Source organism: Pelatocladus sp. BLCC-F211, from assembly GCF_041928655.1.
Classification (GTDB): domain Bacteria; phylum Cyanobacteriota; class Cyanobacteriia; order Cyanobacteriales; family Nostocaceae; genus Pelatocladus.
In genome coordinates this window covers 1-24,302 of the sequence record NZ_JBHFLM010000080.1, presented here as the reverse complement: position 1 = coordinate 24,302, position 24,302 = coordinate 1, and the positions used below count along the sequence as shown (strand labels likewise).

Annotated in this window: 19 protein-coding genes; 14 read left to right on the top strand and 5 right to left on the bottom strand. The window is 40.9% G+C overall.

What is annotated here, in order from left to right:
• Positions 1-62 precede the first annotated feature (62 nt).
• The 6 genes from ACE1AT_RS09845 to ACE1AT_RS09820 all read left to right on the top strand — a co-directional run bounded on the left by ACE1AT_RS09845 (position 63) and on the right by ACE1AT_RS09820 (position 9,974).
• Entirely contained in the window at positions 63-1,679 is a 1,617-nt protein-coding gene (locus ACE1AT_RS09845) for a mechanosensitive ion channel family protein (RefSeq protein ID WP_374867744.1), read from the top strand.
• 289 nt (positions 1,680-1,968) lie between these two features.
• Positions 1,969-4,581 carry a CHAT domain-containing protein gene (locus ACE1AT_RS09840; RefSeq protein WP_374867742.1) on the top strand — a complete coding sequence of 871 codons (2,613 nt, stop codon included), beginning with the start codon at positions 1,969-1,971 and terminating at the stop codon, positions 4,579-4,581.
• 120 nt (positions 4,582-4,701) lie between these two features.
• A complete protein-coding gene (locus ACE1AT_RS09835) occupies positions 4,702-5,670 on the top strand; it encodes a DUF1822 family protein (RefSeq protein WP_374867740.1) in 969 nt (322 codons plus the stop codon).
• A 157-nt stretch (positions 5,671-5,827) separates the two neighbouring features.
• Entirely contained in the window at positions 5,828-8,161 is a 2,334-nt protein-coding gene (locus ACE1AT_RS09830) for a CHASE2 domain-containing protein (protein WP_374867738.1), read from the top strand.
• Between the two features lie 99 nt (positions 8,162-8,260).
• Complete coding sequence (locus tag ACE1AT_RS09825) at positions 8,261-9,064, top strand: DUF928 domain-containing protein (RefSeq protein ID WP_374867736.1); 804 nt, start codon at positions 8,261-8,263, stop codon at positions 9,062-9,064.
• Between the two features lie 316 nt (positions 9,065-9,380).
• Complete coding sequence (locus tag ACE1AT_RS09820; protein ID WP_374867734.1) at positions 9,381-9,974, top strand: MarC family protein; 594 nt, start codon at positions 9,381-9,383, stop codon at positions 9,972-9,974.
• A gap of 25 nt (positions 9,975-9,999) precedes the next feature.
• Here the strand turns inward: ACE1AT_RS09820 and ACE1AT_RS09815 are convergent, their stop codons facing one another.
• Positions 10,000-10,782: an ABC transporter permease gene (locus tag ACE1AT_RS09815; protein WP_374867732.1), complete on the bottom strand. Its 783-nt coding sequence runs from the start codon at positions 10,780-10,782 to the stop codon at positions 10,000-10,002.
• 209 nt (positions 10,783-10,991) lie between these two features.
• On the opposite strand from ACE1AT_RS09815, the gene ACE1AT_RS09810 reads away from it, so the two are divergent.
• The 4 genes from ACE1AT_RS09810 to ACE1AT_RS09795 all read left to right on the top strand — a co-directional run bounded on the left by ACE1AT_RS09810 (position 10,992) and on the right by ACE1AT_RS09795 (position 15,277).
• Positions 10,992-11,597 carry a DedA family protein gene (locus tag ACE1AT_RS09810; RefSeq protein WP_374867730.1) on the top strand — a complete coding sequence of 202 codons (606 nt, stop codon included), beginning with the start codon at positions 10,992-10,994 and terminating at the stop codon, positions 11,595-11,597.
• 548 nt (positions 11,598-12,145) lie between these two features.
• A complete protein-coding gene (locus ACE1AT_RS09805; RefSeq protein WP_374867728.1) occupies positions 12,146-12,889 on the top strand; it encodes a TerC family protein in 744 nt (247 codons plus the stop codon).
• 207 nt (positions 12,890-13,096) lie between these two features.
• On the top strand, positions 13,097-14,698 hold the full coding sequence (locus tag ACE1AT_RS09800; RefSeq protein WP_374867726.1) for a hypothetical protein: 1,602 nt from the start codon (positions 13,097-13,099) through the stop codon (positions 14,696-14,698).
• Between the two features lie 207 nt (positions 14,699-14,905).
• Positions 14,906-15,277 (top strand): hypothetical protein, encoded by a 372-nt coding sequence (locus tag ACE1AT_RS09795; protein ID WP_374867724.1) that lies wholly within the window; start codon positions 14,906-14,908, stop codon positions 15,275-15,277.
• 4 nt (positions 15,278-15,281) lie between these two features.
• Here the strand turns inward: ACE1AT_RS09795 and pdxH are convergent, their stop codons facing one another.
• The gene (gene pdxH, locus ACE1AT_RS09790) at positions 15,282-15,926 is read right to left on the bottom strand and encodes a pyridoxamine 5'-phosphate oxidase (protein ID WP_374867722.1); all 645 of its coding nucleotides are present in this window, start codon (positions 15,924-15,926) and stop codon (positions 15,282-15,284) included.
• A gap of 119 nt (positions 15,927-16,045) precedes the next feature.
• Here pdxH and ACE1AT_RS09785 point away from each other — a divergent pair, with 119 nt between their 5' ends.
• From ACE1AT_RS09785 to ACE1AT_RS09775, 3 genes are all read left to right on the top strand, one after another.
• The gene (locus ACE1AT_RS09785; RefSeq protein ID WP_374867720.1) at positions 16,046-17,119 is read left to right on the top strand and encodes an AI-2E family transporter; all 1,074 of its coding nucleotides are present in this window, start codon (positions 16,046-16,048) and stop codon (positions 17,117-17,119) included.
• Positions 17,120-17,275: 156 nt separating this feature from the next.
• Complete coding sequence (locus ACE1AT_RS09780; RefSeq protein WP_374867718.1) at positions 17,276-18,106, top strand: segregation/condensation protein A; 831 nt, start codon at positions 17,276-17,278, stop codon at positions 18,104-18,106.
• 328 nt (positions 18,107-18,434) lie between these two features.
• Complete coding sequence (locus ACE1AT_RS09775; protein WP_016859712.1) at positions 18,435-19,601, top strand: NDP-sugar synthase; 1,167 nt, start codon at positions 18,435-18,437, stop codon at positions 19,599-19,601.
• A gap of 124 nt (positions 19,602-19,725) precedes the next feature.
• Here ACE1AT_RS09775 and speA read toward each other — a convergent pair whose 3' ends face one another.
• Complete coding sequence (gene speA, locus ACE1AT_RS09770; protein WP_374867715.1) at positions 19,726-21,744, bottom strand: biosynthetic arginine decarboxylase; 2,019 nt, start codon at positions 21,742-21,744, stop codon at positions 19,726-19,728.
• A 241-nt stretch (positions 21,745-21,985) separates the two neighbouring features.
• Here speA and ndk point away from each other — a divergent pair, with 241 nt between their 5' ends.
• The gene (ndk, locus tag ACE1AT_RS09765; RefSeq protein WP_026086739.1) at positions 21,986-22,435 is read left to right on the top strand and encodes a nucleoside-diphosphate kinase; all 450 of its coding nucleotides are present in this window, start codon (positions 21,986-21,988) and stop codon (positions 22,433-22,435) included.
• Positions 22,436-22,569: 134 nt separating this feature from the next.
• Here ndk and ACE1AT_RS09760 read toward each other — a convergent pair whose 3' ends face one another.
• Entirely contained in the window at positions 22,570-23,352 is a 783-nt protein-coding gene (locus tag ACE1AT_RS09760) for a DUF3153 domain-containing protein (protein WP_374867713.1), read from the bottom strand.
• A 134-nt stretch (positions 23,353-23,486) separates the two neighbouring features.
• A complete protein-coding gene (locus tag ACE1AT_RS09755; RefSeq protein ID WP_374867711.1) occupies positions 23,487-24,008 on the bottom strand; it encodes a tetratricopeptide repeat protein in 522 nt (173 codons plus the stop codon).
• Positions 24,009-24,302: the final 294 nt, after the last annotated feature.

Below are 24,302 nucleotides of genomic sequence, written 5' to 3'. Positions count from 1 at the left end.
TTTGAATGATGGAACTAAAGTTCCATAAAACGCGATCGCAAAGTCAGTAACCCTCGGTAAAAATGAGAAAAAATCGTAAGTTCCCTCACACTCGGTACTCCCAACTTATTCAGACAACTCTGATTGTATTGGTATTGTTGATCAGTTTCCTATTAGCACCTGTACAAGCACAATCTGTAAAGTATGCACCTGTTGCTGTAGATGGTCGGTTGGTTTTTAGAGTCAGCAGTAATGAACAATCGAAAGCTCAAGAACGAGCGAAATTCATTAGTTCTCAATTGCAAGCAGTTGTTAAATCCGATGAAGCGCCTGATATCAAAATTGAACAACGCAACGATTCTCCAATTATCGTAGTTAATGGTCGGTACTTGTTGACCGTCACCCAGAACGATATAGATTCTGCTGCTACTCCCGAAGAACAAGCTAGGATCTGGGTTCAAAAAATTGAAGATGCAATCCAAAAAGCTCATAGCGAGAGAGGTGCAGAGTTTATTCGCAATACATCAATTTTGAGTGTTGTGATTGTGTTGATGGCGATCGCACTACATCGGTTATTAGGAATTGTATGGCAACTCACCCAAAACCGCCTCTCACAAATGCTAGTTTCGGCTGATTCCTCTAGCGATAACCAAATCCAAAATACATCAAGATTCCTGTTTAAAGCTACCCTGCTGTTAGCACGGATAGGACTTTGGGTAGGGGTTGTTCTCTATATTACTAATCTCTTTCCTCTCACCCGCAACTTGAGTTATGATATCGCGACCAGGATATTTGCTAGTCTTACCTCTCCAATTTTTTCCTTGGGACAAAAGTCCTATTCTCTGACCAATATTTTAATTTTGATTATCTTGCTCTTGGGGCTAATGATCTGTGCAGGTACAGCAACAAACTTGCTACGCTCCCGCATTTTAAGTCGGACACGCATCAGCAGAGGAGCGCAAGAAGCGATCGCCATTATTTGCAAGTATGCATTTATTAGTTTTGGTACAATTGTTTTGCTACAAATTTGGGGACTAGACCTTAGTTCTCTAACAATTGTAGCTAGTGCCTTGGGTGTGGGAATTGGTTTTGGCTTCCAAGACATTGCTAAAAACTTTGGTAGTGGAATTGTATTATTATTTGAACGTCCCATCCAAGTAGGCGATTTCATCGAAGTGGGCGAATACATGGGAACAGTGGAATACATAGGAGCGCGGAGTGTAGTAATTCGCACACTAGATCGAATTTCAATTATCGTCCCCAACTCTCGATTTCTAGAGACCGAAGTCATTAACTGGAGCCATCGCAACCCTGTTTCTCGGATTCATTTACCAGTGGGTGTTGCTTACGGTTCAGACGTAAACTTGGTAAAAACAGCACTCATTGAAGCTGCTGTACATCACCCCGAAGTTTTAAAACTACCCCAACCCCAAGTATTTTTCAAAGGGTTTGGTGAAAGCGCCATAGATTTTGAACTTCTAGTATGGATTGACAAACCCCACCAACAAACACCGATTAAAAGTGATATATATTTTCTCATCGAAGCCTCTTTGCGAAAATACAACATTGAAGTTCCCTTCCCACAAAGAGATTTGAATATGCGTACCGGCGACTTACCCATCAAACTTTCATCAGAATTAGAACAAGCTTTGTTACGCTTGACTCAAGGAGTGAATGGAAATGGGAAATCGGTGAAGTAGGGGATCGGGGATTGGGCTTTAAGAGTTGTCTTTCGTAAACAAGTATTTGTATTTCGCTAATGAGTGTTTGATCCTCGACGACGAGTGTTTGATCCTCGCTGACAGTGTAGAGTAAAAGACAAGGGAGAATCTATCAAAAATATTCGACCTGTCCCCCCACACACCCTTGTCTCCCGTGTCCCCTTATGATCCCTTTTAATATTGAGTTAAATCTTTGTGTCCTTTGTGTCCTTTGTGGTTCGTCAAATAGATATTCTGTGAGTGGGAAGAGAATGACTGACTCAAACTTATGACACGAACAAAGAAGACAAATCGCTTCTTCGCCCTAATACTATTAACTACCTTACTCTGCTTGAGTATCTCACCAGTTTTAGCAAAAATTCCTAACCCTCCTGCTTCTACTTCCCCCACAATCTCTGCTGATTTACAACAAGGGAAAGCACTCTACGATCATGGCCAGTTTGCACAAGCAGTACAAGTATTGCAGCAAGCAGCCCAAAATTATCGCCAGCAGGGAGAGACAAAAAAACTTGCTGTGACTCTGAGTAATCTTTCTCTGGCTTATCAACAACTCGGTGCGTGGAATGAAGCCAAGCAAGCAATTACAGAAAGTCTAAATCTCCTCAAAAGTACAGACGATCGCAAAATATTAGCTCAAACTCTCGATATTCAAGGTCGTCTGCAACTTGCAATTGGACAACCTGAAGAAGCCTTGAAAATTTGGCAACAGGCAGAAAATATTTATACTCAGATAAATGATCAAAATGGTGTAGTACGATCGCAGATTAATCAAGCTCAAGCATTAATCTCTAGTGGATTTTACCGTCGGGCAGAAGAAATACTATTACAAGTAAACCAAACATTGCGATCGCAAAGTGACTCACCAGAAAAAACAGTAATGTTGCGATCGCTAGGCGATGTCTTACAATTAGTAGGCAAATTTCCAGAATCTCACACTATTCTTGAACAAAGTTTAGCAGTAGCCAAGCGCCTGCAATCACCTAATTATATTGCTGCGAGTCTTTTCAGTTTAGGTAATAATGCTCGCGATCGCCAGCATACACAGCAAGCGATTGATTTTTATCAACAAGCAGTTAAAGAATCTCCCTCAACTCTGTTAAAAGTCCAAGCCCAGCTCAATCTTCTCAGTTTACTAATTGAAGAGCAAAAACCAACAGATGCTCTGACTTTGCTACCACAAATTCAATCCCAAGTCAACCAACTTCCCGCCAGTCGCGCCAGTATTTACGCCCAAATTAATTTTGCTCACAATCTCGTCAAATTAGGACAGGGGGATATGGGGACAAGGGGGACAAGGGAGATTGTCTCGGCTTTTTCAGAGGCGTCTTCCACTGTTCTTCTCCCTGCTCAAATTCTCGCCAAAGCTGTGCAACAAGCCCGTAGTTTAAACGATCAACGCTCCTTAGCTTATGCTTTGGGAAGTCTAGGTAGTTTGTATGAACAAACCAGACAATGGTCTGAAGCACAAAAGTTGACCGAACAGGCGTTACTTTTAGCACAGAGTAGTAATGTACCTGATATTGCTTACAGATGGCAATGGCAGTTAGGTAGATTGCTAAAAGTACAAGGGGATATTCCAGGAGCGATCGCAGCCTATGATTCAGCAGTCCAAACCCTTGAATCAATTCGTAATGACTTGGTAGCAGTCAATCGAGAAGTACAATTCAGCTTTCGCGACAGCGTCGAACCAGTATACCGACAATCAGTAGAATTACTGTTAAATTCTCAAAAAACACAACCAGAAGCAAAAACTTTAGAAAAAGTACGCCAACGAATTGAAGCCCTGCAAATAGCCGAATTAGATAACTTCTTTCGGGAAGCTTGTCTACAAGGTCAGCGTATATTATTGGATCAAGTTGTAGACAAAGAAAATCCTACAGCTGCGATTTTATACCCAATTATTCTTCCCAATCAACTACAGGTAATTGTCAAAATTCCTAAACAACCTCTACAACACTACAGCACCCAAATTTCCCAAACAGAAGTAGAACAAATAATTACTCAATTGCGGCAAAATCTTCTAAATCCTGCGGCGATCAAAGCTACAAGAACCCAGTCACAGCAGGTTTACAACTGGCTGATCAAACCAATTGAATCGCAATTATCAGCTAGCGGAGTCAATACCCTAGTATTTGTACTTGATGGAGCATTGCGTAATTTATCCATGTCTTCTCTGTATGACGGGAAACAATATTTGATAGAAAAATACGCCACAGCTTTGAGCGTCGGTTTGCAAATCTTTGATCCCAAGCCATTACAGCAACAAAGGTTACAAGCCTTAACTGCGGGGTTAACTCAACCACCACAAGCATACTCCGAATTCGCACCCTTACCCGCGATCAAAACAGAGATAGAGCTAATTAGCGAATCCGGTATATCCACAACCAACTTATTAGATCGACAATTCACCAGTAAAGAACTAGAGAAAAAAGTTAATACTAATCCTTTTAACGTCGTGCATTTAGCAACCCATGGTCAGTTTAGTTCCCGTGCTGATCAGACATTTATCTTAGCTGCCGATGGCCCAATTAATGTTACTCAATTTGATAGTATTCTTCGTAGTCGGGATGACACCAGAGCAGAAGCACTACAACTATTAGTATTAAGTGCTTGTCAGACAGCAGCAGGAGACAAACGTGCGGCTCTGGGTTTAGCTGGCGCAGCTGTACGCGCCGGCGCACGCAGTACTATCGCTTCTCTTTGGCAAATAGATGACGAGTCCACCGCTCAGTTTGTCGGTGCTTTTTATCGAGAACTTCAAGAAAACAAGATTAGCAAAGCAGAAGCGCTGCGTCGCGCCCAGCTACAATTGCTCAAGCATCCCAATTACAACGCACCCAGTTTTTGGTCTGCTTATGTATTGATTGGGAATTGGTTGTGAAAACTTGAATAACTACAAACCATTAACAATTAATTCCTGAATCAGCGACAATTTTTTTGCGTAATTTTTGTAATGATGAACGACATGTATACAGCAGCATTAAACTTTGGGGAATGATCCATGTCACACCAAGCCTATCGTCTTGAAGATATCGCTTTAACACTGCCCATCACGAAAGCAGCCTTCACTACTGCCCAGCAATTTGCCCGTCAACTGCCACATCCTCAAACTGGAGAACGAGTCCGTTTGAATACTTTGTGTATATTAGCAGTTAATGATTATTTACAAATGATGGGTATTCCTACAGATTTGGCAGCTAGCGACAGTTGGAATCCGATTATGCGTTTGTGTGCTGATGTGGCTGATTTAGAATTACCAGGAATTGGGCGTTTAGAGTGCCGTCCTGTGCTATTGGATCAACAAATTGCTTATGTCCCTCCTGAAACTTGGGAAGAACGAGTGGGTTACGTGTTTGTGCAAGTCGATGAATCTCTGCAAGAAGCAAAATTATTAGGATTTATACCCAGTGTCGCCACCGAAGAGATACCTTTAACTGAATTGCAACCTCTAGAAGAATTAATCGAACATCTAGCACCTGCTTTTGAATTACCAGTTCCGGAATTGGTAAATTTGAGCCAGTGGTTTACAGGTATATTTGAAGCAGGATGGCAAACTATAGAATCCTTGTGGAATCAACCTGAAATGTCGCCAGCTTTTGCATTTAGAAGCGGCAACTTGATTGGAAATGAAACTAATGATCAGCAAGAAGCAGTAGTCAGACGAGGAAAATTAATTGATTTAGGAATTCAGATTGGCAAACAACTAGTCATGTTAGTTGTAGAAATTAGTCCCCAACCTGATCAACAAACCAACGTTCTGGTGCAACTGTATCCTGCTAATAATCAAAAGTACTTAACACCAGAAGTCCAACTTACAGTCCTAGACAAATCAGGATCAGTGTTTTTGGAAGCCCAAGCGAGAAATGCAGACAATTATATGCAATTAAAATTTGCCGGAGAACCCAAAGAAGAATTTACCGTTCAAGTCGCATTGCATGATGCGTGTGTAAAAGAACATTTTGTAATTTAGTTCTTTGTCATTTGTCATTTGTTCTCCTTTTTTTGGTGTCTCCATTTCTGTTACTGATACTTCTTTGATGGTACAGAGCAAGCAGATTTATCTGTGGAGTCAATCCAAAATCCAAAATCTAAAATCCAAAATCCAAAATCGAATGACTCTCTAATTTATGGGTAAGTTAGTAGTTCTGAAATTTGCAGACGGTAGCTTTGAGCAAGGATTTGCCGTTACCTTACAAATTGGTGAAGAAGGCGAATTACCTTCTTCAGAAATTGCGGGTAAGTTACCAGCAGCAACAGAATTATTACAGAAATATAAAGAGTGGCAGTCTAGCTATTCAAGATTAGGTAATCGTTATCGTCTGTCTGCGGAGAAGGTGCAAGTCACAAATGTATCGATCCTCAAAGACTGTAATAAAACTGCTCATGTATTGCGATCGCATCTTAATTCCTGGCTACTGACTGCGGAATTTCGTCCGGTGCGTGAAAAATGGCTAGAAAGATTATTGCCTACAGATATAGTACGAGTCATTTTACAAACAGAAAATCGTGATTTGCAGCGTTTACCTTGGCATCTTTGGGATGTACTTGAACGCTATCCCAAGGCGGAAATTGCCATAGCACCTCCAAGAAACGAGCGTATTGCTGCTAAGAAAACTCATAATAAAAAAGTAAATATTTTAGCAATTATTGGTAATAGTCAAGGAATTGATACTCAAGCAGATACAGTTTTACTCCAAGGATTACCCGCAGCTGAAGTCAGCTTTTTAGTTGAACCCCAGCGTAAGGAATTAAATGATTATCTCTGGCAAAAAAACTGGGATATTCTCTTTTTCGCTGGACACAGTTCTAGCAAAGGAAATAATTATACTGGCAAGATTTTTTTAAATAAAACTGATAGTCTCACAATTGACGAATTAAAATATGCTTTAAAAAAATCAGTGGAACGAGGTTTACAACTGGCAATTTTTAACTCCTGTGATGGCTTGGGATTAGGAGAAAAATTAGCTGATTTGCACATCCCTCAGATGATAGTGATGCGCGAACCTGTTCCTGATTTAGTCGCACAAGAATTTTTAAAAGGTTTTCTGGATAGTTTTGCTGGTGGTGAACCTTTATACTTAGCAGTGCGAGAAGCACGGGAAAGATTACAAGGATTAGAAGATAAATTTCCTTGTGCTACTTGGCTACCAGTAATTTGTCAGAATCTGGCAGAATCACCCCCCACTTGGCAAGAGTTCACAGGCTGGATTACTCCAAGCAAACCTGTTAAACGAACTTATAATTCTTCTAATTTATTACGTATAATTATTTATTTTTTAATAAATACTGTATTAATTACTGCAATTCCTACAGGCTTGAAATTTTTGGAAGTCCTACAAAATTGGGATTTACAAGCCTTTGATTTGATGATGCGATCGCGTTCAGTTCTCATCAATGAAAACCCCGATCCACGCCTGTTATTAGTCACCGTTGGTGATGCTGATATTGCAGCGCAGCGTCGCAGAGGTGAATCTTTGAAAGGAACATCTGTGTCTGATCAAACCCTCAATAAAGTTTTGGAGAAACTTCAACAATATCAACCGCGAGCGATCGGTCTAGATATTTACCGTGATTTTCCAGCAGAGTCAGCAAATTTACTCAATCATCTCCAACAAACTAACAACCTATTTGGAGTCTGCAAAGGTAGCGATACAACAATCAATACTAATGGCATTGAACCACCACCAGAATTCCCCCAACACCGTTTAGGTTTTAGCGACTTTGTTTATGATGCTGATGGTGTAGTGCGTCGCCATTTGCTATTTATGAACCAAGAAGCAACTTCACCTTGTCCTGCTTCCTATTCTCTCAGCTTACAACTCGCACTACGCTATTTAGAGGCTGAAGGAATTAAACCAAAGTTTACTCCCAGAGGTGATTTTCAAATTGGTAATGTTAATTTCCCACTCTTAAAACCACGAACAGGCGGTTATCAAGGTATAGATACTAACGGTGGTCAAATTTTACTCAACTATCGTTCTTCAAAGCGAATTGCTGAACAAGTAACATTGACACAACTGTTATCTGCTCCGATCAACCCCAACGCAATTAAGAACAAAATAGTCTTGATTGGTGTAACCGCTAAAGGTGATTTTCCAGATTATTGGGCTACACCCTATAGTGCTGAGTTAGACCAACAAATGCCAGGAGTATTAGTACAAGCTCACATGGTTAGTCAAATTCTCAGTGCTGTTCTAGACCGACGACCACTTCTGCGGTCATGGAATCCCTTTGCTGAAGTGATGTGGATTTGGATTTGGTCAGTAGCAGGAGGATTACTAGCTTGGCAAATGCGTCACTCTTTGACACGCTTGCTAATTTTTGTCGTAGTTGGCTCAGGAATTCTTTATATTTTCTGCTTTGGTTTATTTATCCAAGGTTACTGGGTACCTTTTGTACCATCAGCTTTAGCACTCATAGGAACAGCTGGCATAACAGCAATTAATCAAGAGCCAAAATAATTTGTCATTTGTCATTGGTCATTGGTCATTTGTCCCCCTGCTCCCTTGTCCTCCTTGTCCTCCTTATCCTCCTTGTCCCCGCTCCCCGTTCCCCACATTATGAAGTTAAATTTAGATCCAATTAAACTTGTTTTGCTATTGACTCTCAGTAGCACCAGCTTATTGAGTAGTTTTTCGTTGGTTGTCGCGCAGTCAACGCCAACTCAACCCTCACAACCAACTTCACCTCAGTCTCCTAAGAGTGGAACTGTTAAGGTTGATTTACCTAATTTGCCACCTGGCCCTCCTCCTGGAGGTCGCCGCTTTGGGGGAGCTAGAAGAGGTAGCTGTCCAGATGTTAAAACACCTCTAACTGCTTTGGTTCCCTCGACAGAGCAGCCGTCATCGGTAACAAATGTTTGGGGATTAACAACAGAAGAACATCCTCAACTATGGTTTTATCTACCGTACACTAAGAGTTCTGGTTATCCGGCTGAATTTGTCTTGCTTGACGATGAAACCAAAGATTCAGTTTATAAAACTGCGATCGCTCTACCTGCAAAAGCAGGTATTATCAAAGTCCCCATACCCGAAAACGTTCCGTCACTGCAAGTCGGTAAACAGTATCGTTGGTTCTTCAACGTTTATTGTTACCCACAAAAGCAATCAACTCCTATTTATGTAGAAGGAGTAATCATCCGTAAAAGTCCCAGTCAAACTTTAGTTCAACAGTTACAAAAATCACAGCCAATCCAACAAGTTAATATTTATGCCAACAATGGCTTTTGGTACGATGCGCTCACCACATTAGGACAACTGCGCCAAACAAATCCCCAAAATAATACACTTCAAACACAGTGGAGAGATTTACTAGCCGCTATTGGCTTAGGTGAATTAGCAATTCAACCATTGCTTCAACCGTAGTGATTAGATCGGGGATCGGGGATTAGGGATTGGGAAGAAACAAGGTAGAGCTGAGAGTCGAAGACGCGGTGAACCAATCAAAAATATTCTCCCTTGTCCACGCCACGTGCTACAACGCTCTTAACCCGCAAGGGCGCAGTGGCTCCCCTTGTCTCCCTTGTCCCCGTACTCTGTGAGAAGCCGCTTGCGCGTCTACGCGTAGCGTCTCCTCTGGAGAATCCCCAATCCCCACACTTCTCTCTTCCCCTAGATGCTTGAACATAAAACTCAATTCGGTTTAGGTTTTTAGACAATCCTTAATCAATATTTGTTTGTTGTGGATGTGTCTGTTCTGATCAAAACTTTTGTTGCTGTTTTTGTACTTGCTGATGCGATCGGTAATATACCAATTGTTTTGGTTCTCACTAAAGGTATGGAACCAGAACAAAGAAACAAAGTGATAGATAAAGCCATTTTAGTAGCAATAACAGTACTTTTGCTCTTTGCTTTTGGTGGACAATATCTTTTGAGTTATTTGGACATCAGCATGGGATCATTAAGAGTCGCTGGGGGATTGCTACTATTATTAATTTCTTTACAAATGCTTCAAGGCGACTTAGATACTCCAGTGATAGATAAAGATCGCGATGTAGCAATTACTCCCTTGGCTTTACCTCTACTGGCAGGACCTGGCACACTCACAAGCGTGATGTTACTGATGTCAGAATCTCCCCATCCGCATATTAGCGTGATCGTGGGAATTGTTGCTGCAATGTTCGTCAGTTGGTTAATTTTGCGACAGGCAAACTTTATTGATAAGTGGTTCGGTGCTGAAGGAGAGGTTATTGTTACTCAACTTTTAGGGTTTTTACTGGCAGCATTAGCAGTGGAAATTGGTAGTGCAGGGATCAGGGAGTTATTTTTAAGTTAAGTATTTGCTGGCGATCGCTTGGTTGCTAACTTGAAGCACTAGTATAAAATCGTAATGCAAACTGCCAAAACTGATTAGCAACAAAAAATAGCAGTACAGCCAGTAATCCCGCACCCAGCATCCAAGTAATTTCGCTGCGACCTAACATTGCTTCTGCTGGTACTGTGGTTAAAAATGCAACGGGTACTATAAAAGTGAAGAAGAAACGATAAGCCGCAGGATAGGCTACCATCGGATACCTACCAGCTTCCAACAAACCACGCAGTACCTCAGTAACATTATAAATTTTGACAAACCAAATACTGGTAGCTCCCAGCATAAACCACAGGCTGTAAAGTATGATTAAGCCAAAACACAAGGGTACAGCACTTAACAGGTAATCGCTTATCTCTAAATTGAGTCGTCTACCTGCATAGATAATCAATATGGTGCCAAAAACCAAATCTGGTAGTCCCCAAGGTGAAAGAGTATGGGTAGAAAGCCAAAACTGACTGGGGATTGGTTTTAGTAAAACAAAGTCGAGTGTTCCTTCTTGGACATGGCGAACAATGCGATTCAGGTTAGGAGCAAGAAAAGTTGCTGAAAACCCCTGCAATAAAGTGAAAATTCCCAGTACTAGCAATGCTGCTTCCCATGACCAACCAGGGAATGTGTAGCCTTTTCCGTAAAATAAGAATAATCCAAATAAACTGCCTGCTAAATTGCCTATGCTACTAAGGGCAGCTAAAAGGAAGTTAACACGATACTCCATTTCAGCCGCCATAGCTGTACTCCAAAATATTCCGATTAATTTCAGGTGTTTGAGCATGATTTATACCTGTATTGGGGATTGGGGACTTGTCAATTAAAAATTAAAAATTGAGAAGAAGGAGCAGGGAGAAGTGGTGACAAAGGAGAATAACTAATGCCATTGACCATTGATCATTAAAATCATTTAAACTTTATACTATTTTTTATTTGCAGCAGATCAATACCCTTTAAAATGTGGATTTAATCTCGTTAATTTTGTGAGTTTATATGCATTTTGATTTGCTACAACTAATTAAATCATTAGGATACTTTGGAGTTTGGGGAATTATTTTTGCTGAATCTGGTTTATTGATTGGTTTTTTCCTACCTGGAGATAGCTTACTTTTTACTGCTGGATTTATCGCCTCACAAAATTTGCTCAATATTTGGATTTTAATTATTGGTTCTTTTCTATTTGCAGTAATAGGTGATAATCTTGGCTATGCAACTGGGAATAAACTTGGTCGGAGATTATTTCAAAAAGAAGATTCTTGGTTATTTCATAAAAAACATTTAATAAAAACTCAAAAGTTTTACCAACAACACGGAAAGAAAACAATTGTTTTAGCTCGTTTTTTACCAATTATCAGGACTTTTGCGCCGATTGTGGCAGGAATTGGTGTCATGCATTATCGGACATTTATGTTTTATAACCTAATTGGCGGCTTAGGTTGGACTTTTAGCATTACTTTGTTAGGTTTTTTCTTGGGTAAGTCTTTACCAGCAGAAGAGGTGGATAAGTATTTATTACCCATAATTGGTTTAATTATTATTGTGTCGTTAGTTCCATCGGTGTTACATGTGATAAAAGAAAATAGAACAAAGCGACATTAAGCAAGTATTTTATAGCACTCCTAAATCATTTAAGACTAGGTTGGGTTGAACGGAGTGAAACCCAACAATTATAAGACTTTGATGTGTTGGGTTACTCTGCGAGAAGCCGCGCAGGGCGCGTCTACGTCCCTCAAACGCCAGGTGCTACAACGGGGGGGACCCCCGCAACGCACTGGCTCCCCAACCTACATTCGTATCATATTTTTCGTGAAATGATATGACACGCCATTACAGTAATCTAATCTCCCAAGTTTAAAACCAGAACTTTCAGGGTTAAAACCAGAACTTTCAGGGTTAAAACCGAATTTCCGAGGTTGAAAAAACAATAGCCGGATTGTCTGAGAATCTTCCCTTCAGAATTCCTCGCTCACACGTTAAGCTTGATTAAGGTAGCAATTTATTGCGCTTTTTAGATTAATTCCTCTGTTACTGGTAACTTTTAACAGTTATCAATTTTATTCCTTTGGTAAGGGTTTCCCCACCATATACCTAATAACTGCTGCTGGTACTGTTCACTGATTTAATTTTCACTGCTTGAGAAACTCGGAATGCTAGACCAAATTTTTGACTACCTTAATCTTCATCTCAGCATTGAAACGACTATAGTTTTGCTGATTTTGATGTTTTTGGAAGCGGTGCTATCTGCTGATAATGCTATTGCTCTTGCTGCGATCGCTCAAGGACTAGAAGACAAAAAGCTGGAAAACCAAGCACTCAACATAGGTCTAGTTTTTGCCTATGTCCTGCGAATTACCTTACTGCTCACCGCTACTTGGGTGCAACAGTTTTGGCAATTTGAGTTACTAGGTGCAGCTTACCTGCTGTGGCTAGTATTTCAACATTTTACTTCTGAAGAAGACGACGAACATCACCATCACGGCCCGCGTTTTAGTTCATTGTGGCAAGCGATCCCCGTAATTGCTTTGACAGATTTGGCTTTTTCTTTGGATAGTGTCACCACTGCGATCGCTGTTTCCCAAGAAACTTGGTTAGTACTGACTGGGACAACGATTGGTGTGATTACTCTGCGATTTATGGCAGGCTTATTTATTAAGTGGTTAGATGAATTTGAGAATCTAGAGGACGCAGGTTATATCACTGTTGCACTGGTGGGGTTACGCCTATTAATCCGCGTCGTCAATGAGGATTTAGTACCACCACAATGGTTGATGATTACTGCGATCGCCCTAATTTTAACCTGGGGATTTTCCCAACGCACCCTACCCCCATCAGTATCGACGAAATCGCAGAAGGCAGAAATAGTTCAGTCTAAAGAAGTTGAGGAAGTGTGAGAAGTGTGGGGTGTGCTTGGAGTGTGGGGACACGGGAGGCAAAACAAGTCAAAAGTCAAAAGTCATAGACGCGCAAGCGGCTTCCCGTTCGACAAAGTCGTTCCCGCAGGGTAGGGTAAGTCAAAAGTCAAAAGTCAAAAATTTCTTAATTATGCCCCATGCCCAATGCCCAATGCCCAATGACAAATGACCAATGACAAATGACCATTGACCATTGACCAACCACTAACCGTGAAAGCGCAGCTTTTGTTAATTTTTACCTTATTGGTTCTCAATTCTGGAACAGCACATTCACAAACGCCTGTACCAAGCCCACAGATCACAGCCACTCCAAAAGTTACTCCCGCAATAACTGTTACACCAAAATCTTCGAGTCCGCCTAAGAATACAAAGGCTTCTGAGAAGGATTTGGTGAAAACCTTTGAGGAGCTAGATAAGGGATTTACTACTGTTGTCTTTTTATTGGTAAAAATCTTAGTAGGATTACTGAGCTTATTTGTTATTAGGCGATTCTTTTTACTAATTATTAACCGCTCTTCCCAATTGATAATTGATAATTTCAGTAATGCAACTGGCGCAGATGAAATCGAGGGTGTTTTACCAGGATTATCACAATTGGCACGGGAAAGATTAGCCAGAGAGATGAAAAGCGTCTACCAACGGTCAAAGGAGCATATCACTAGTGTGGGGCCAGAAATCAATCTCTCTTCTACTAGATTTCCCCTACCACAAGCTACTGCAAATCAACAACTGACTAATTTTATATCTTCTGTCAAAGAGTTAACCCCTGACCAAATTGATCCGTTAGTACAATTACTTGCAGTAGTATTCCCACCCTATGGCACTAAAGTTACTGGCATCTTACAAAGCCAGGGTGAAGAACATAAAAGAATTGGTATCACATTTGAAATTCAGGACATAGATAACCGCATTGCTGCTCAGATTTACACTGTCTGGGAACTCCCTGATTCCGAAGCAGATAAACAGTCAAAAATAGCACTCAAAGATCGTTATAGACAGCTATTGCGGACAGCTAGTCGTTGGCTAGCATTAGAACTCTCTAAGCGTGAGATGATCAGAGGTATACCCAAACTTTATTTGGGTAGCAAGCGTCAACGCTATCTAGGACAAATTCATAATTTCTTCGGTGTTCTTAATCAATCTAGCGCCCAAACTCATGGTAAATTTTTCTACCCATTGGCGATTGAGGAGTTACAAGACGCTATAGAATTTTACCCAGATTGGTATCAACCATACTATAACTTGGCTGATACTTACAGCCTTTTAGCACGCACAGAAAAAGGTGACAGAAAAGTTAATGATCTCCAGAGTGCGATCGCTCACTATGAAGAAGCACTCAAAAGAGTTACAGAACCAACTGTGGAATTACGGATCAAAGTTGCTCGTGCGATCGCCCAACTACTCACAGGAAAAGAAGATTTGAGCTTGGCAGCAAAACAGGAAATACAAAACCTGGAAACAGCAAAAAATTGGGATGCTACCACAGTATTAAATTACCAATTACTGTATTATCTTGCTTGCTGGTATGCCCTAGCTTATCGTTTGGATGTTGCCGATGAAACCCAAAAACAAGCCTATATTTACTTAACTTACAGCCTAGCTAGATACAAGAATAAAGATTTTTGGGAGTGGATCAGTAAAGATCCGGACTTAGAAAGTATCCGTGGATGTTTTCCGGAACTCAAATCTACGCTTTTGAAGACATTGAATGAAAAGCCGGAACTACCAAAGCAAACAGGCAAAGATTTTGCCGAATCCATAGAAAAAGTTTTACAGGGAGTTGATTGAGAATTGGGGATCGGGGATAAGGGGCAACGGGGATCGGGGACAAGGGAGACAACTTCTCAGTTATCAGTTATCAGTTATCAAATTAAACTGTTAACTGTTAACTGATTCATGCCCAATGCCCAATACCCGTTCCCTATCTCCACGAATGACTTTAATTTTGCTTAACTACTGTAACTACTGTAACTACCAACTACCAACAAATTTAAAATGAGCCAAGCCGATTTTGAAAAAGCCAAGCAGCGTTTAGCACAAGCAAAACAAGATATTATCTGGGCGCTCAATGTTTTAGACGATGCTGCGAAGAACCTCAGCGATTACAAACTTACTCCTGAAGAGGTAGTTCAACTCGGCTACCAATTTCAGCGAGACTTGCAGGATATCCGTAAAACTCTAGAGCAAAAAACTGACTTACAAAAAGATTCAAAATCATCAACAACTAAATATTCTTTTCCTGCTCCAAATATTAATGCAAATATTGGCGAATCTAGGGAAATATCTCCGAGAATAACAGGGCAAATACCCCCCTTCGATGATCCTGATGAAGATAATGATATGGGCGTAAGCCGTTCTATCTTTTAGAATTCTAGGGTGATAGGCGCTGTATTTTCCAATTGCCATTATCTAAAAGAGTATATAGTATGCGATCGTGCAGGCGACTAGAACGTCCTTGCCAAAACTCTATTTCTGTGGGGATCACCCGTAAACCTCCCCAATGAGGTGGTCGGGGTACATCCTGATTTTTATACTTAGCTTGTAGTTCTTGAAACCGTTGCTCTAAGAGTGTTCGGCTTTCTATGATATCGCTTTGATTAGATACCCATGCACCAAGACGACTGTTAAAAGGGCGACTTTGAAAGTACCTGTCGGAATCATTTTCCGATACTTTTTCTACATGCCCACAGATCCGGACTTGCCTTTCTAATTCTGCCCACCAAAAAACGAGGGCCGCTTGGGGATTTTCAGCTAATTCTTGCCCTTTATGACTGTTATAGTTAGTGAAAAAAACGAAACCCCTTTCGTCAAAATCTTTTAGCAACACTATTCTTGCTGAAGGTTTACCGTCTGGAGTTGTAGTAGCAAGGGTCATGGCATTTGCTTCTAGCAACTGTGCTGTTAGTGCCTCGTCAAACCATTTTTGAAACTGTATAAAAGGATTAGCTGCAACATCAGTTTCATTTAACCCCTGTAAGGTGTAGTCTTTGCGAAGATCAGCTACAGTTTTGTCCATAGGGTTTTTATCCTGGTAGTTTTGTCAAAAATAATTATGATGATAATCAGCGCTAAGTAACTTTGCTAAGTAACTTTTTCCAATCCAGCCAAGGAGTTTTGTAAAGAACATTGCATCAAATGCGACGTTGGGCTTCTGTTCAAAATCTATTAATCTATGGTCTGGGCGGTCCAATCATCGCGCTGAATGTTTGGCTACTGTCTGTACTGTTTAGCTATTTTCAGCATCCTATTACAATTTTCAGTATTGCCACAATACTTGCTTTTTTACTAAATTATCCGGTGAAGTTTTTTGAGCGCGCTCGTATTTCTCGCGCCCAAGCAGTAATCATCGTATTGTTGCTGGCTTTAACTGTGTTTGTAATTTTGGGTGTCACACTCGTACCGATGGTTATTGACCAAACCAACCAATTGTTAAATAAAATTCCTGATTGGTTAAATGGTAGTCAAGACAATTTAGAGCGATTGCAAATCTTGGCAAAGAGACGACGTTTGCCCTTAAATTTTAGTGTTATTAATCAGCAAATCAATGCCAACATCCAAATATTAGTACAGCAAATACCTTCTGGTGCTGTAGGATTTGCGGGAACGCTGTTATCAGGATTGCTGAATGTTGTATTGGTAATTGTGTTAGCTTTTTATATGCTTTTGTATGGCGATCGCCTTTGGTATGGTTTAGTCAGCCTTTTACCATCTCAAATCCGTGTACCTTTCACTACATCCCTACGACTCAATTTTCAAAACTTTTTTTTGATTCAATTTTTGTTAGGTTTGTTTATGGTGGTGAGTCTAACTCCCATTTTTTTGATTCTCAAAGTTCCCTTTGCGCTTGTATTTGCTATCTTTATTGGCATAGCCGAACTTATTCCCTTTGTGGGAGCAACTTTAGGTATCGGTAGTGTCACAATTTTACTATTACTACAAAATTGGTGGCTAGCAGTACAAGTGGCAATTGCAGCCATTTTCATGCAGCAAGTAAAAGATAATTTGTTAGGGCCAAAATTACTTGGAGATTTTATCGGGATCAATCCCATATGGATTTTTGTAGCGATTTTAATGGGATTTGAGATTGCTGGGTTTTTAGGATCACTCTTGGCAGTGCCAATTGCTGGGACTATTAAAGGTACTTTTGATACGATGAATTACACTAAAAGTAAACAAGCTGTATCAAAGACAACATTTGAGGTAGATTAATTCACTATTTAGCTAAGTACCCAATTTACCTACAAATAAGGTCACTCAATTTTAGATTAATCAGTAATGGATTTTGTTTTTTGTTGATGGTTGTTTGTTAGTTGGAAAACTTAAAACAACCAACAACTAACAACTAACAACTAGCAGCTAAACTTAATGAATGCTTCTGAGCTACTGACAACAATTGAAAATCTCATACATCAGGCCGAAGAAGGAGAAATAGATCCTTGGGATGTGCAGGTGATTGAGGTTATTGACCGCTATATAGAATTAATGGCACCAGAAACAACAAAAAAAGGCTATGAAGCTGATTTGTCTCAATCAGGGCAAGCTTTTTTATCTGCATCAATGTTGGTGTTATTCAAAGCCAATACTTTGATGCAATTACAATCTGCTGCGGATGAACAAGAGACTTTAGCAGATGATATGCTGCTGGAGGAAATAGAAAATGGGGCATTGTACCAGGCTCATCGCCTGCAATTTGAGCGACATTTACGTCGTCGCCCAGCCGCAATGCCTCCACCAAAGCGTCGCGTCACTCTGCAAGAGCTGATAGAGCAATTGCAGGTGATGGCAGATCAACTGAAACTGGTGGAAAAAGTAAATAAACCACCGCGTTCTCGACGCCAACCTAGCTTGCAGACAATGCGAGCCGCATTAGAATTAGCTCACCAAGAAAATCTGACTGAAGTTGCTGGAGAATTAGAGCAGGTTTTGTACCGTTGGTCAACAGAGCTTTGTCTAGAGCAAAATTGGTTGAATTTGGAACAACTAGTGCAGCTGTGGACACAAACAAAACAATCACAACATCAAACTGGTCATGATTCACCAAACAGCCATAAAGTCAGTGTTTTTTGGGCGTTACTATTGCTTTCGGCTCAATCTAAAGTGGAGTTATGCCAAGAGGAGTTTTACCAAGATATTAAAATTAGATTGATTACAGAGAAAGAAAATAATATCAGACAATTAGAACAGTTGATGAAATAAGCAATATTTAATCTAGAAATGATTGATATTTCTAGAATTAATGCTTCAGATCACACCAAAATCTGGGTAAATTGGAAGGATAAGCGATCGCTTGTTGACTATGGAGAAAGTTGTTACTCAAGAAACGCCTCCCCCGTTCCATAAGAACGGGGTAAGCATTTTGGATGTCCTACGCGAACATATGTCATCTTGCTATGCATATGGTTATACCATGTCCGACAATTCCCGTATTCCGTGGTTTTAAGGATGACTGGGAGCAAAAACAAACCGATGATTAAGTATCACTCACTTAAAGTTAACTGGCTTGTGGTTGAGGAATAAGTATATTATGAAGGCGATGATTCTGGCAGCGGGCAAGGGAACTAGGGTACGTCCGATTACGTACACTATGCCCAAACCGATGATGCCCATCCTGCAAAAGCCAGTGATGGAATTTTTACTAGAACTGTTACGACAACATGGATTTGACCAAATTATGGTCAATGTGAGCCATTTGGCTGAAGAAATAGAAAGTTATTTTCGTGATGGTCAGCGCTTTGGTGTACAGATTGCTTATTCTTTTGAAGGGCGAATTGTTGAAGGTACGCTAGTGGGTGAAGCTATTGGCTCTGCTGGCGGGATGAAAAAAATCCAGGATTTCTACCCATTTTTCGATGATACTTTTGTAGTGTTGTGCGGAGATGCCTTGATTGACCTGGATTTGACAGAAGCAGTCAAGTGGCACAGAGCAAAAGGGTCGATTGCTACCATTATTATGAAATCCGTACCACGGGAAGAAGTTCCGAGCTACGGTGTGGTTGTTACCGATGAAGAGAATCGCGTTAAAGCTTTCCAAGAAAAACCGAAGGTAGAAGAAGCCCTCAGTACCAATATCAACACAGGTATCTATATTTTTGAACCAGAGGTACTAAATTACATACCTTCTGGTGTAGAGTATGACATCGGTAGCCAATTATTTCCCAAATTAGTAGAAATGGGTGCGCCTTTCTACGCCATTCCTATGGATTTTGAATGGGTAGATATTGGTAAAGTCCCGGATTATTGGCGAGCAATTCGTGGTGTGCTATTGGGCGAAATTAAAAATGTCCAAATTCCTGGTCATCAAGTTGCCCCTGGCATTTACACTGGCTTAAATGTAGCTGTGAATTGGGACAAAGTTGATATCACAGGCCCAGTTTACATCGGTGGCATGACCAAGATCGAAGATGGGGCAAAAATCGTTGGTCCGACAATGATCGGTCCCAATTGCTGGATATGCAGTGGCGCAACGGTGGAAAACAGCGTCATTTTTGAATGGTCGCGCCTGGGGGCAGGAGTGCGACTAGTCGATAAGCTGGTATTTGGACGCTATTGTGTCGATAAGACGGGCGCAACTATCGATGTCCAAGCAGCCTCTTTAGACTGGCTGATTACCGATGCCCGTCAACTACCACCATCTCACACTCCTGTTGAGCATCAAGCGATCGCAGAACTTTTGGGAACGAATGCGAGTTAGGGATCGGGGATCGGGCATGAATCAGTTATCAGTTATCAGTTATCAGTTATCAGTTATCAAATTAAACTGTTAACTGTTAACTGTTAACTGATAAGTCCCCCTTCCTTTGTCCCTTAGTTAGTATCTACGAAGATAGATACGTATACCTCCGCAAACTCTGTTCATAGGTTTGCAGCAATCGCTGAGATTCCGCTAGTGTAATGCGATTTTCTTCTAAAGCTAATTCGCAACGCTGGCGGATATTTTCTACCATATCTTCGGAATCGTATTGGACGTAACTTACGACTTCGGTCATGGTATCACCTTTGACTACGTGCTGAATTTGGTAGCCTTTGGGTGTCAATTGGATGTGAACGGCGTTGGTATCACCAAACAAGTTGTGTAAGTTCCCCATAATTTCCTGGTAGGCTCCATTGAGGAACATCCCCAGATAGTAGGGTTCTCCGGCTTTAAAGGGATGAAGTTCTAAAACTGACTTCACATCCCGCAAATCAATAAAACTGTCGATTTTGCCATCACTATCACAGGTTAGGTCTGCTAGAATACCCCGTCGTGTTGGTTCTTCATCTAAGCGATGGATCGGCATAATTGGAAATAACTGATCGATCGCCCAACAATCAGGTGCTGATTGAAACACAGAAATATTTACGTAGTAGATGGAAGCCATGATTTTTTCTAGGTCTTCCAATTCATCAGGTACGTATTCTTCTTTTCTAGTAATACTCAGTATTTTTTGACAGCAAGCCCAGTATAGACGTTCCGCCTTAGCGCGTTCAGTCAGGCTCAATATTCCCAAATTGAAGCGGCTGATAGCTTCTTCTTTGAATTGGGTAGCGTCGTGGTAAAACTCCTGATAATTTTCTTGGTTGATTGATTGGTAAGTTTCCCAAAGGTAACTAATGATGTGGGATTCTCCTTCTTTGGGCGGTTCAGGTAATTCTGTGAGAACTTCGCTGGTACTGAGAACATCAAAAATTAATACCGACTGGTGAGAAGCGATCGCTCTGCCACTTTCGCTAATCAGTGTTGGTACAGGTATATTCCGCTCAGAACATGTATCTTTTAACTCTGCCACAATATCATTAGCATAGTTCTGCATGTTGTAATTTTTGGAAGCGTAGAAGTTGGTTTGGGAACCGTCGTAATCTACACCCAAGCCACCACCAACATCGAGATACTTCATGTTTGCCCCCAAAGCTGCTAATTCTACATATATACAGCTAGCTTCTTGGATAGCATCTTTGATGACGTTAATGGCAGAAATTTGTGAACCAACATGAAAATGCAGCAGTTGTAAAGAATTCAACAAATCAGCAGCACGTAACTTTTCAACTGCATGAATAATTTCGGGAATTGTCAGACCAAATTTAGCGCGATCGCCACTGGAGGTTCCCCAGCGTCCCATCCCTTGGGTACTGAGTTTTGCTCTCACCCCCACAATTGGCTGAATACCTAACTGGCGACTCGCCTCAATCACCAAATCGACTTCTTCAATTTGTTCTAAGACAATGATCGGTGTTTGCCCTAATCTTTGGGCTAGCATCGCTGTTTCGATATATTCTTGGTCTTTGTAACCGTTACAGATTAACAATGCTCCTGGTGTATCTAGCATGGCTAGGGCAATCATTAATTCAGGCTTAGAACCGGCTTCTAAGCCAAATTGATGCGGTTTACCAAAACGCACCAAATCTGCGACTAAATGACGCTGCTGGTTACATTTGACCGGAAATACACCCCGATAAACACCAGGATAGTTGTAGCGAGCGATCGCTTTCGCAAAACAGGCATTTAACCGCTCAATCCGGTCTTCTAAAATATCAGAAAACCGAATCAACATCGGCAATCCCAGGTTACGCTGTTTGAGAGCATTCACCAACTCATATAAATCCAGAGAACCGCCGCGATCGCCTTTTGGGGAAACAGTAATATGACCTGCTGCGTTGATGGAAAAATAAGGCTGTCCCCAACCTTCAATGCGATACAGCGCCTCGCTATTTTCTATTTTCCAGACGCTTGTTCCTTCTTGTGTGCTGGCAGGTAGCAGCAATTTTTTGTGCTTGTGATTTTTCAATTCAGATTTTTTACCATTATGGGACGGCGGTTTCACCACCTCATCAGATGCAGCAGTAGAATCAAGACGCATTTTCCTGACCTTTATCTTTCACCCACGAATTTACAATTTAATCGATTCGTATTTCAACGCAATTAAAGTAGAGACGCGATGTTCCTCGCGTCTCTACAATAGTCATTGGTCATTAGTAAGGGTTTGGTGCATGTATACTTTTCGTAAGATATTCTGTGATTGGTCATTAATCATTGGTCAATTGACAAATGACTCATGACAATTGACAAAGGACAACTTTATTCAGTTTGAGGAGATCGCTTTGGAACGCACATTTATTGCCATTAAGCCCGACGGCGTACAGCGCAAACTAGCTGGTGAAATTATCCGTCGTTTTGAAACCAAAGGCTTTACCCTAGTTGGCTTAAAATTCTTGAAAGTGAGCCGAGAACTAGCTGAAGCCCACTACGATGTTCACAAAGAAAGACCATTTTTTTCAGGGTTAGTTGATTTTATTACTTCTGGCCCAGTAGTAGCAATGGTGTGGGAAGGTGATGGCGTCGTAGCTGCGGCGAGAAAAATGATTGGTGCAACAAATCCTTTAACAGCAGAACCTGGGACAATTCGGGGTGACTTTGGTGTCAATATTGGCCGCAATCTGATTCATGGTTCCGACGCGATCGAAACCGCACAGCGCGAAATTTCTTTGTGGTTCAAAGATGAAGAATTAGTGAATTGGCAACCACACATCATGCCTTGGTTACACGAGTAATCTTATTTTAGACCTATTGCCAAAGTTCTTTTTGCGCTCTTGTGGGGAAAAGGGAAAAGTTAAAAGATAAAGGGATTGTTCTTTCCTTTTCCCTTTACCTTTTCCTGACTTCTGCAAAAAGTCTAGTCTCCTAGCTAACCTTCAGTTGCTGCTGTTTTGGAGGCAAACTGAATTCTGGGATCTGGCATAAATTTATACCGTAGATAATAGCCTGCCCCAACAAACAACACAATCAACAATGTACCAATACCTAAAGGACTAGGAAGCCAGAAAACAGCTTCTATGTGATTGAGTTCACCAGGGTTAAGATGCCATACTAGCTGATTGTTATTTTTTTCTGGTAAAGGAGCGTTTTCTGTTCTTTGAATACTTTTTGCTCCCCAAGGAGTCTTTAAGCTAAAGTCTAAATCAAGAATCGAACCAGCATTTGCCAAAACATTACCATCGCTGGAAATTAAAGCGAGCGATCGCAAATCTAAATCATAAATCAAGTGGTTCCGCACCAATAGCAAAAAATTATTCTGATTTAGCAGTAAATTTGATTCTACTTTTGGCAATTGTGAGTCAGATTCGCTACTGACAGCTTTTTGATTTAGAGTAGGGTGAAAAAATTGATTGAATTTTGTTTGCAATTCTTCACCATTACTGAAAGGAATTGTTACAATCACTTCTTCTTTAGAAGGTCGTCGTACTTTACCTTCTTCTTGACGCGCGCGACGTTCTATACTATTCAACCATTCATACACAGGTTCACCACTAAAGCTGGTAAGGCGTTCTCCCAACTTAATATGCTGTACCAACTCACCACTATTAGAATTATCAAAACGTACCCCCACGTCATAATCCACGCAACCAGAAAGCAGCAAAGTTGCTATCAGCACCAAGCAAATATATTTCAGACGCGCTAAATTTATCACTATAAAATCTCCTCAAACGTCAACATTGGGGATCGGGGATCGGGGATCGGGGATCGGAATAAATTCTTCCTTGTTCCTCTTACCAATTTTTAATTTTTAATTTTTAATTGATAAGTCCCCCTTGTCCCCAATCCCTAAAAATTCAACCAGATTAAACTCAATAATGTTAGAGCGATCGCAATCAACGCCACCCAGATAAAGCGATTATCTTTAGTATTGACCTGGCTAAGGTCAACAAATTCTCGCTCAGGTGGCTTTTTAGATGCTCCCGATTTGTTAGGCTTGGCAGAAAAACTTATTTTACTTTCATTGTCAGCAATATTACTAAAATCAGGAATTTGAGTCATCCATTCTTGAGGACGTTGCAATCTGGGTGCTTTGAGAATGTATTGCAGTCGCCGTGCTTCTTTACTAGTTTCTGAATGGGGATGACGTTTGAGTTGTTCACACAAGGCGATCGCATCATCTGTACGCCCTGCTGCTTCGTAAGCTGTCGCCAACCAAATTTGTACTTCACCACTAAGGCGAGTATTACGAGCCAACAAGGCGCTTGCTTTTTCTAGTTGTTCAATAGCTTCTCGGTATAGCCCACTTTCAAAAGCTACTCTTCCTTGCTGATAGCGATTTTTGGCAATTTCTATACTTTCTGAACTCACGTTTTACTCACAAATTCAGCACTGTCTTCATTGTGCCAACGGTAGCAGTATTTGTGAAATCCTTTGGGCTAACCAGTCAAAAAATGGGGGTATCAGGGAAAGAAATTTGTTGTTCGTAGGCAGAAAATAATGATTTATTATATATATCTCTATTTGACATCTCCCCTTACTAGAAGTATGGGGATTCTAAACTGATGTTGCTACGCCGGATAAAATGCGAGCTACGCAACGTTTACGATATGATTTATTTAATCGCGTAAACAAGTCATATCGTTGTGGCACTGTCAAAGATGC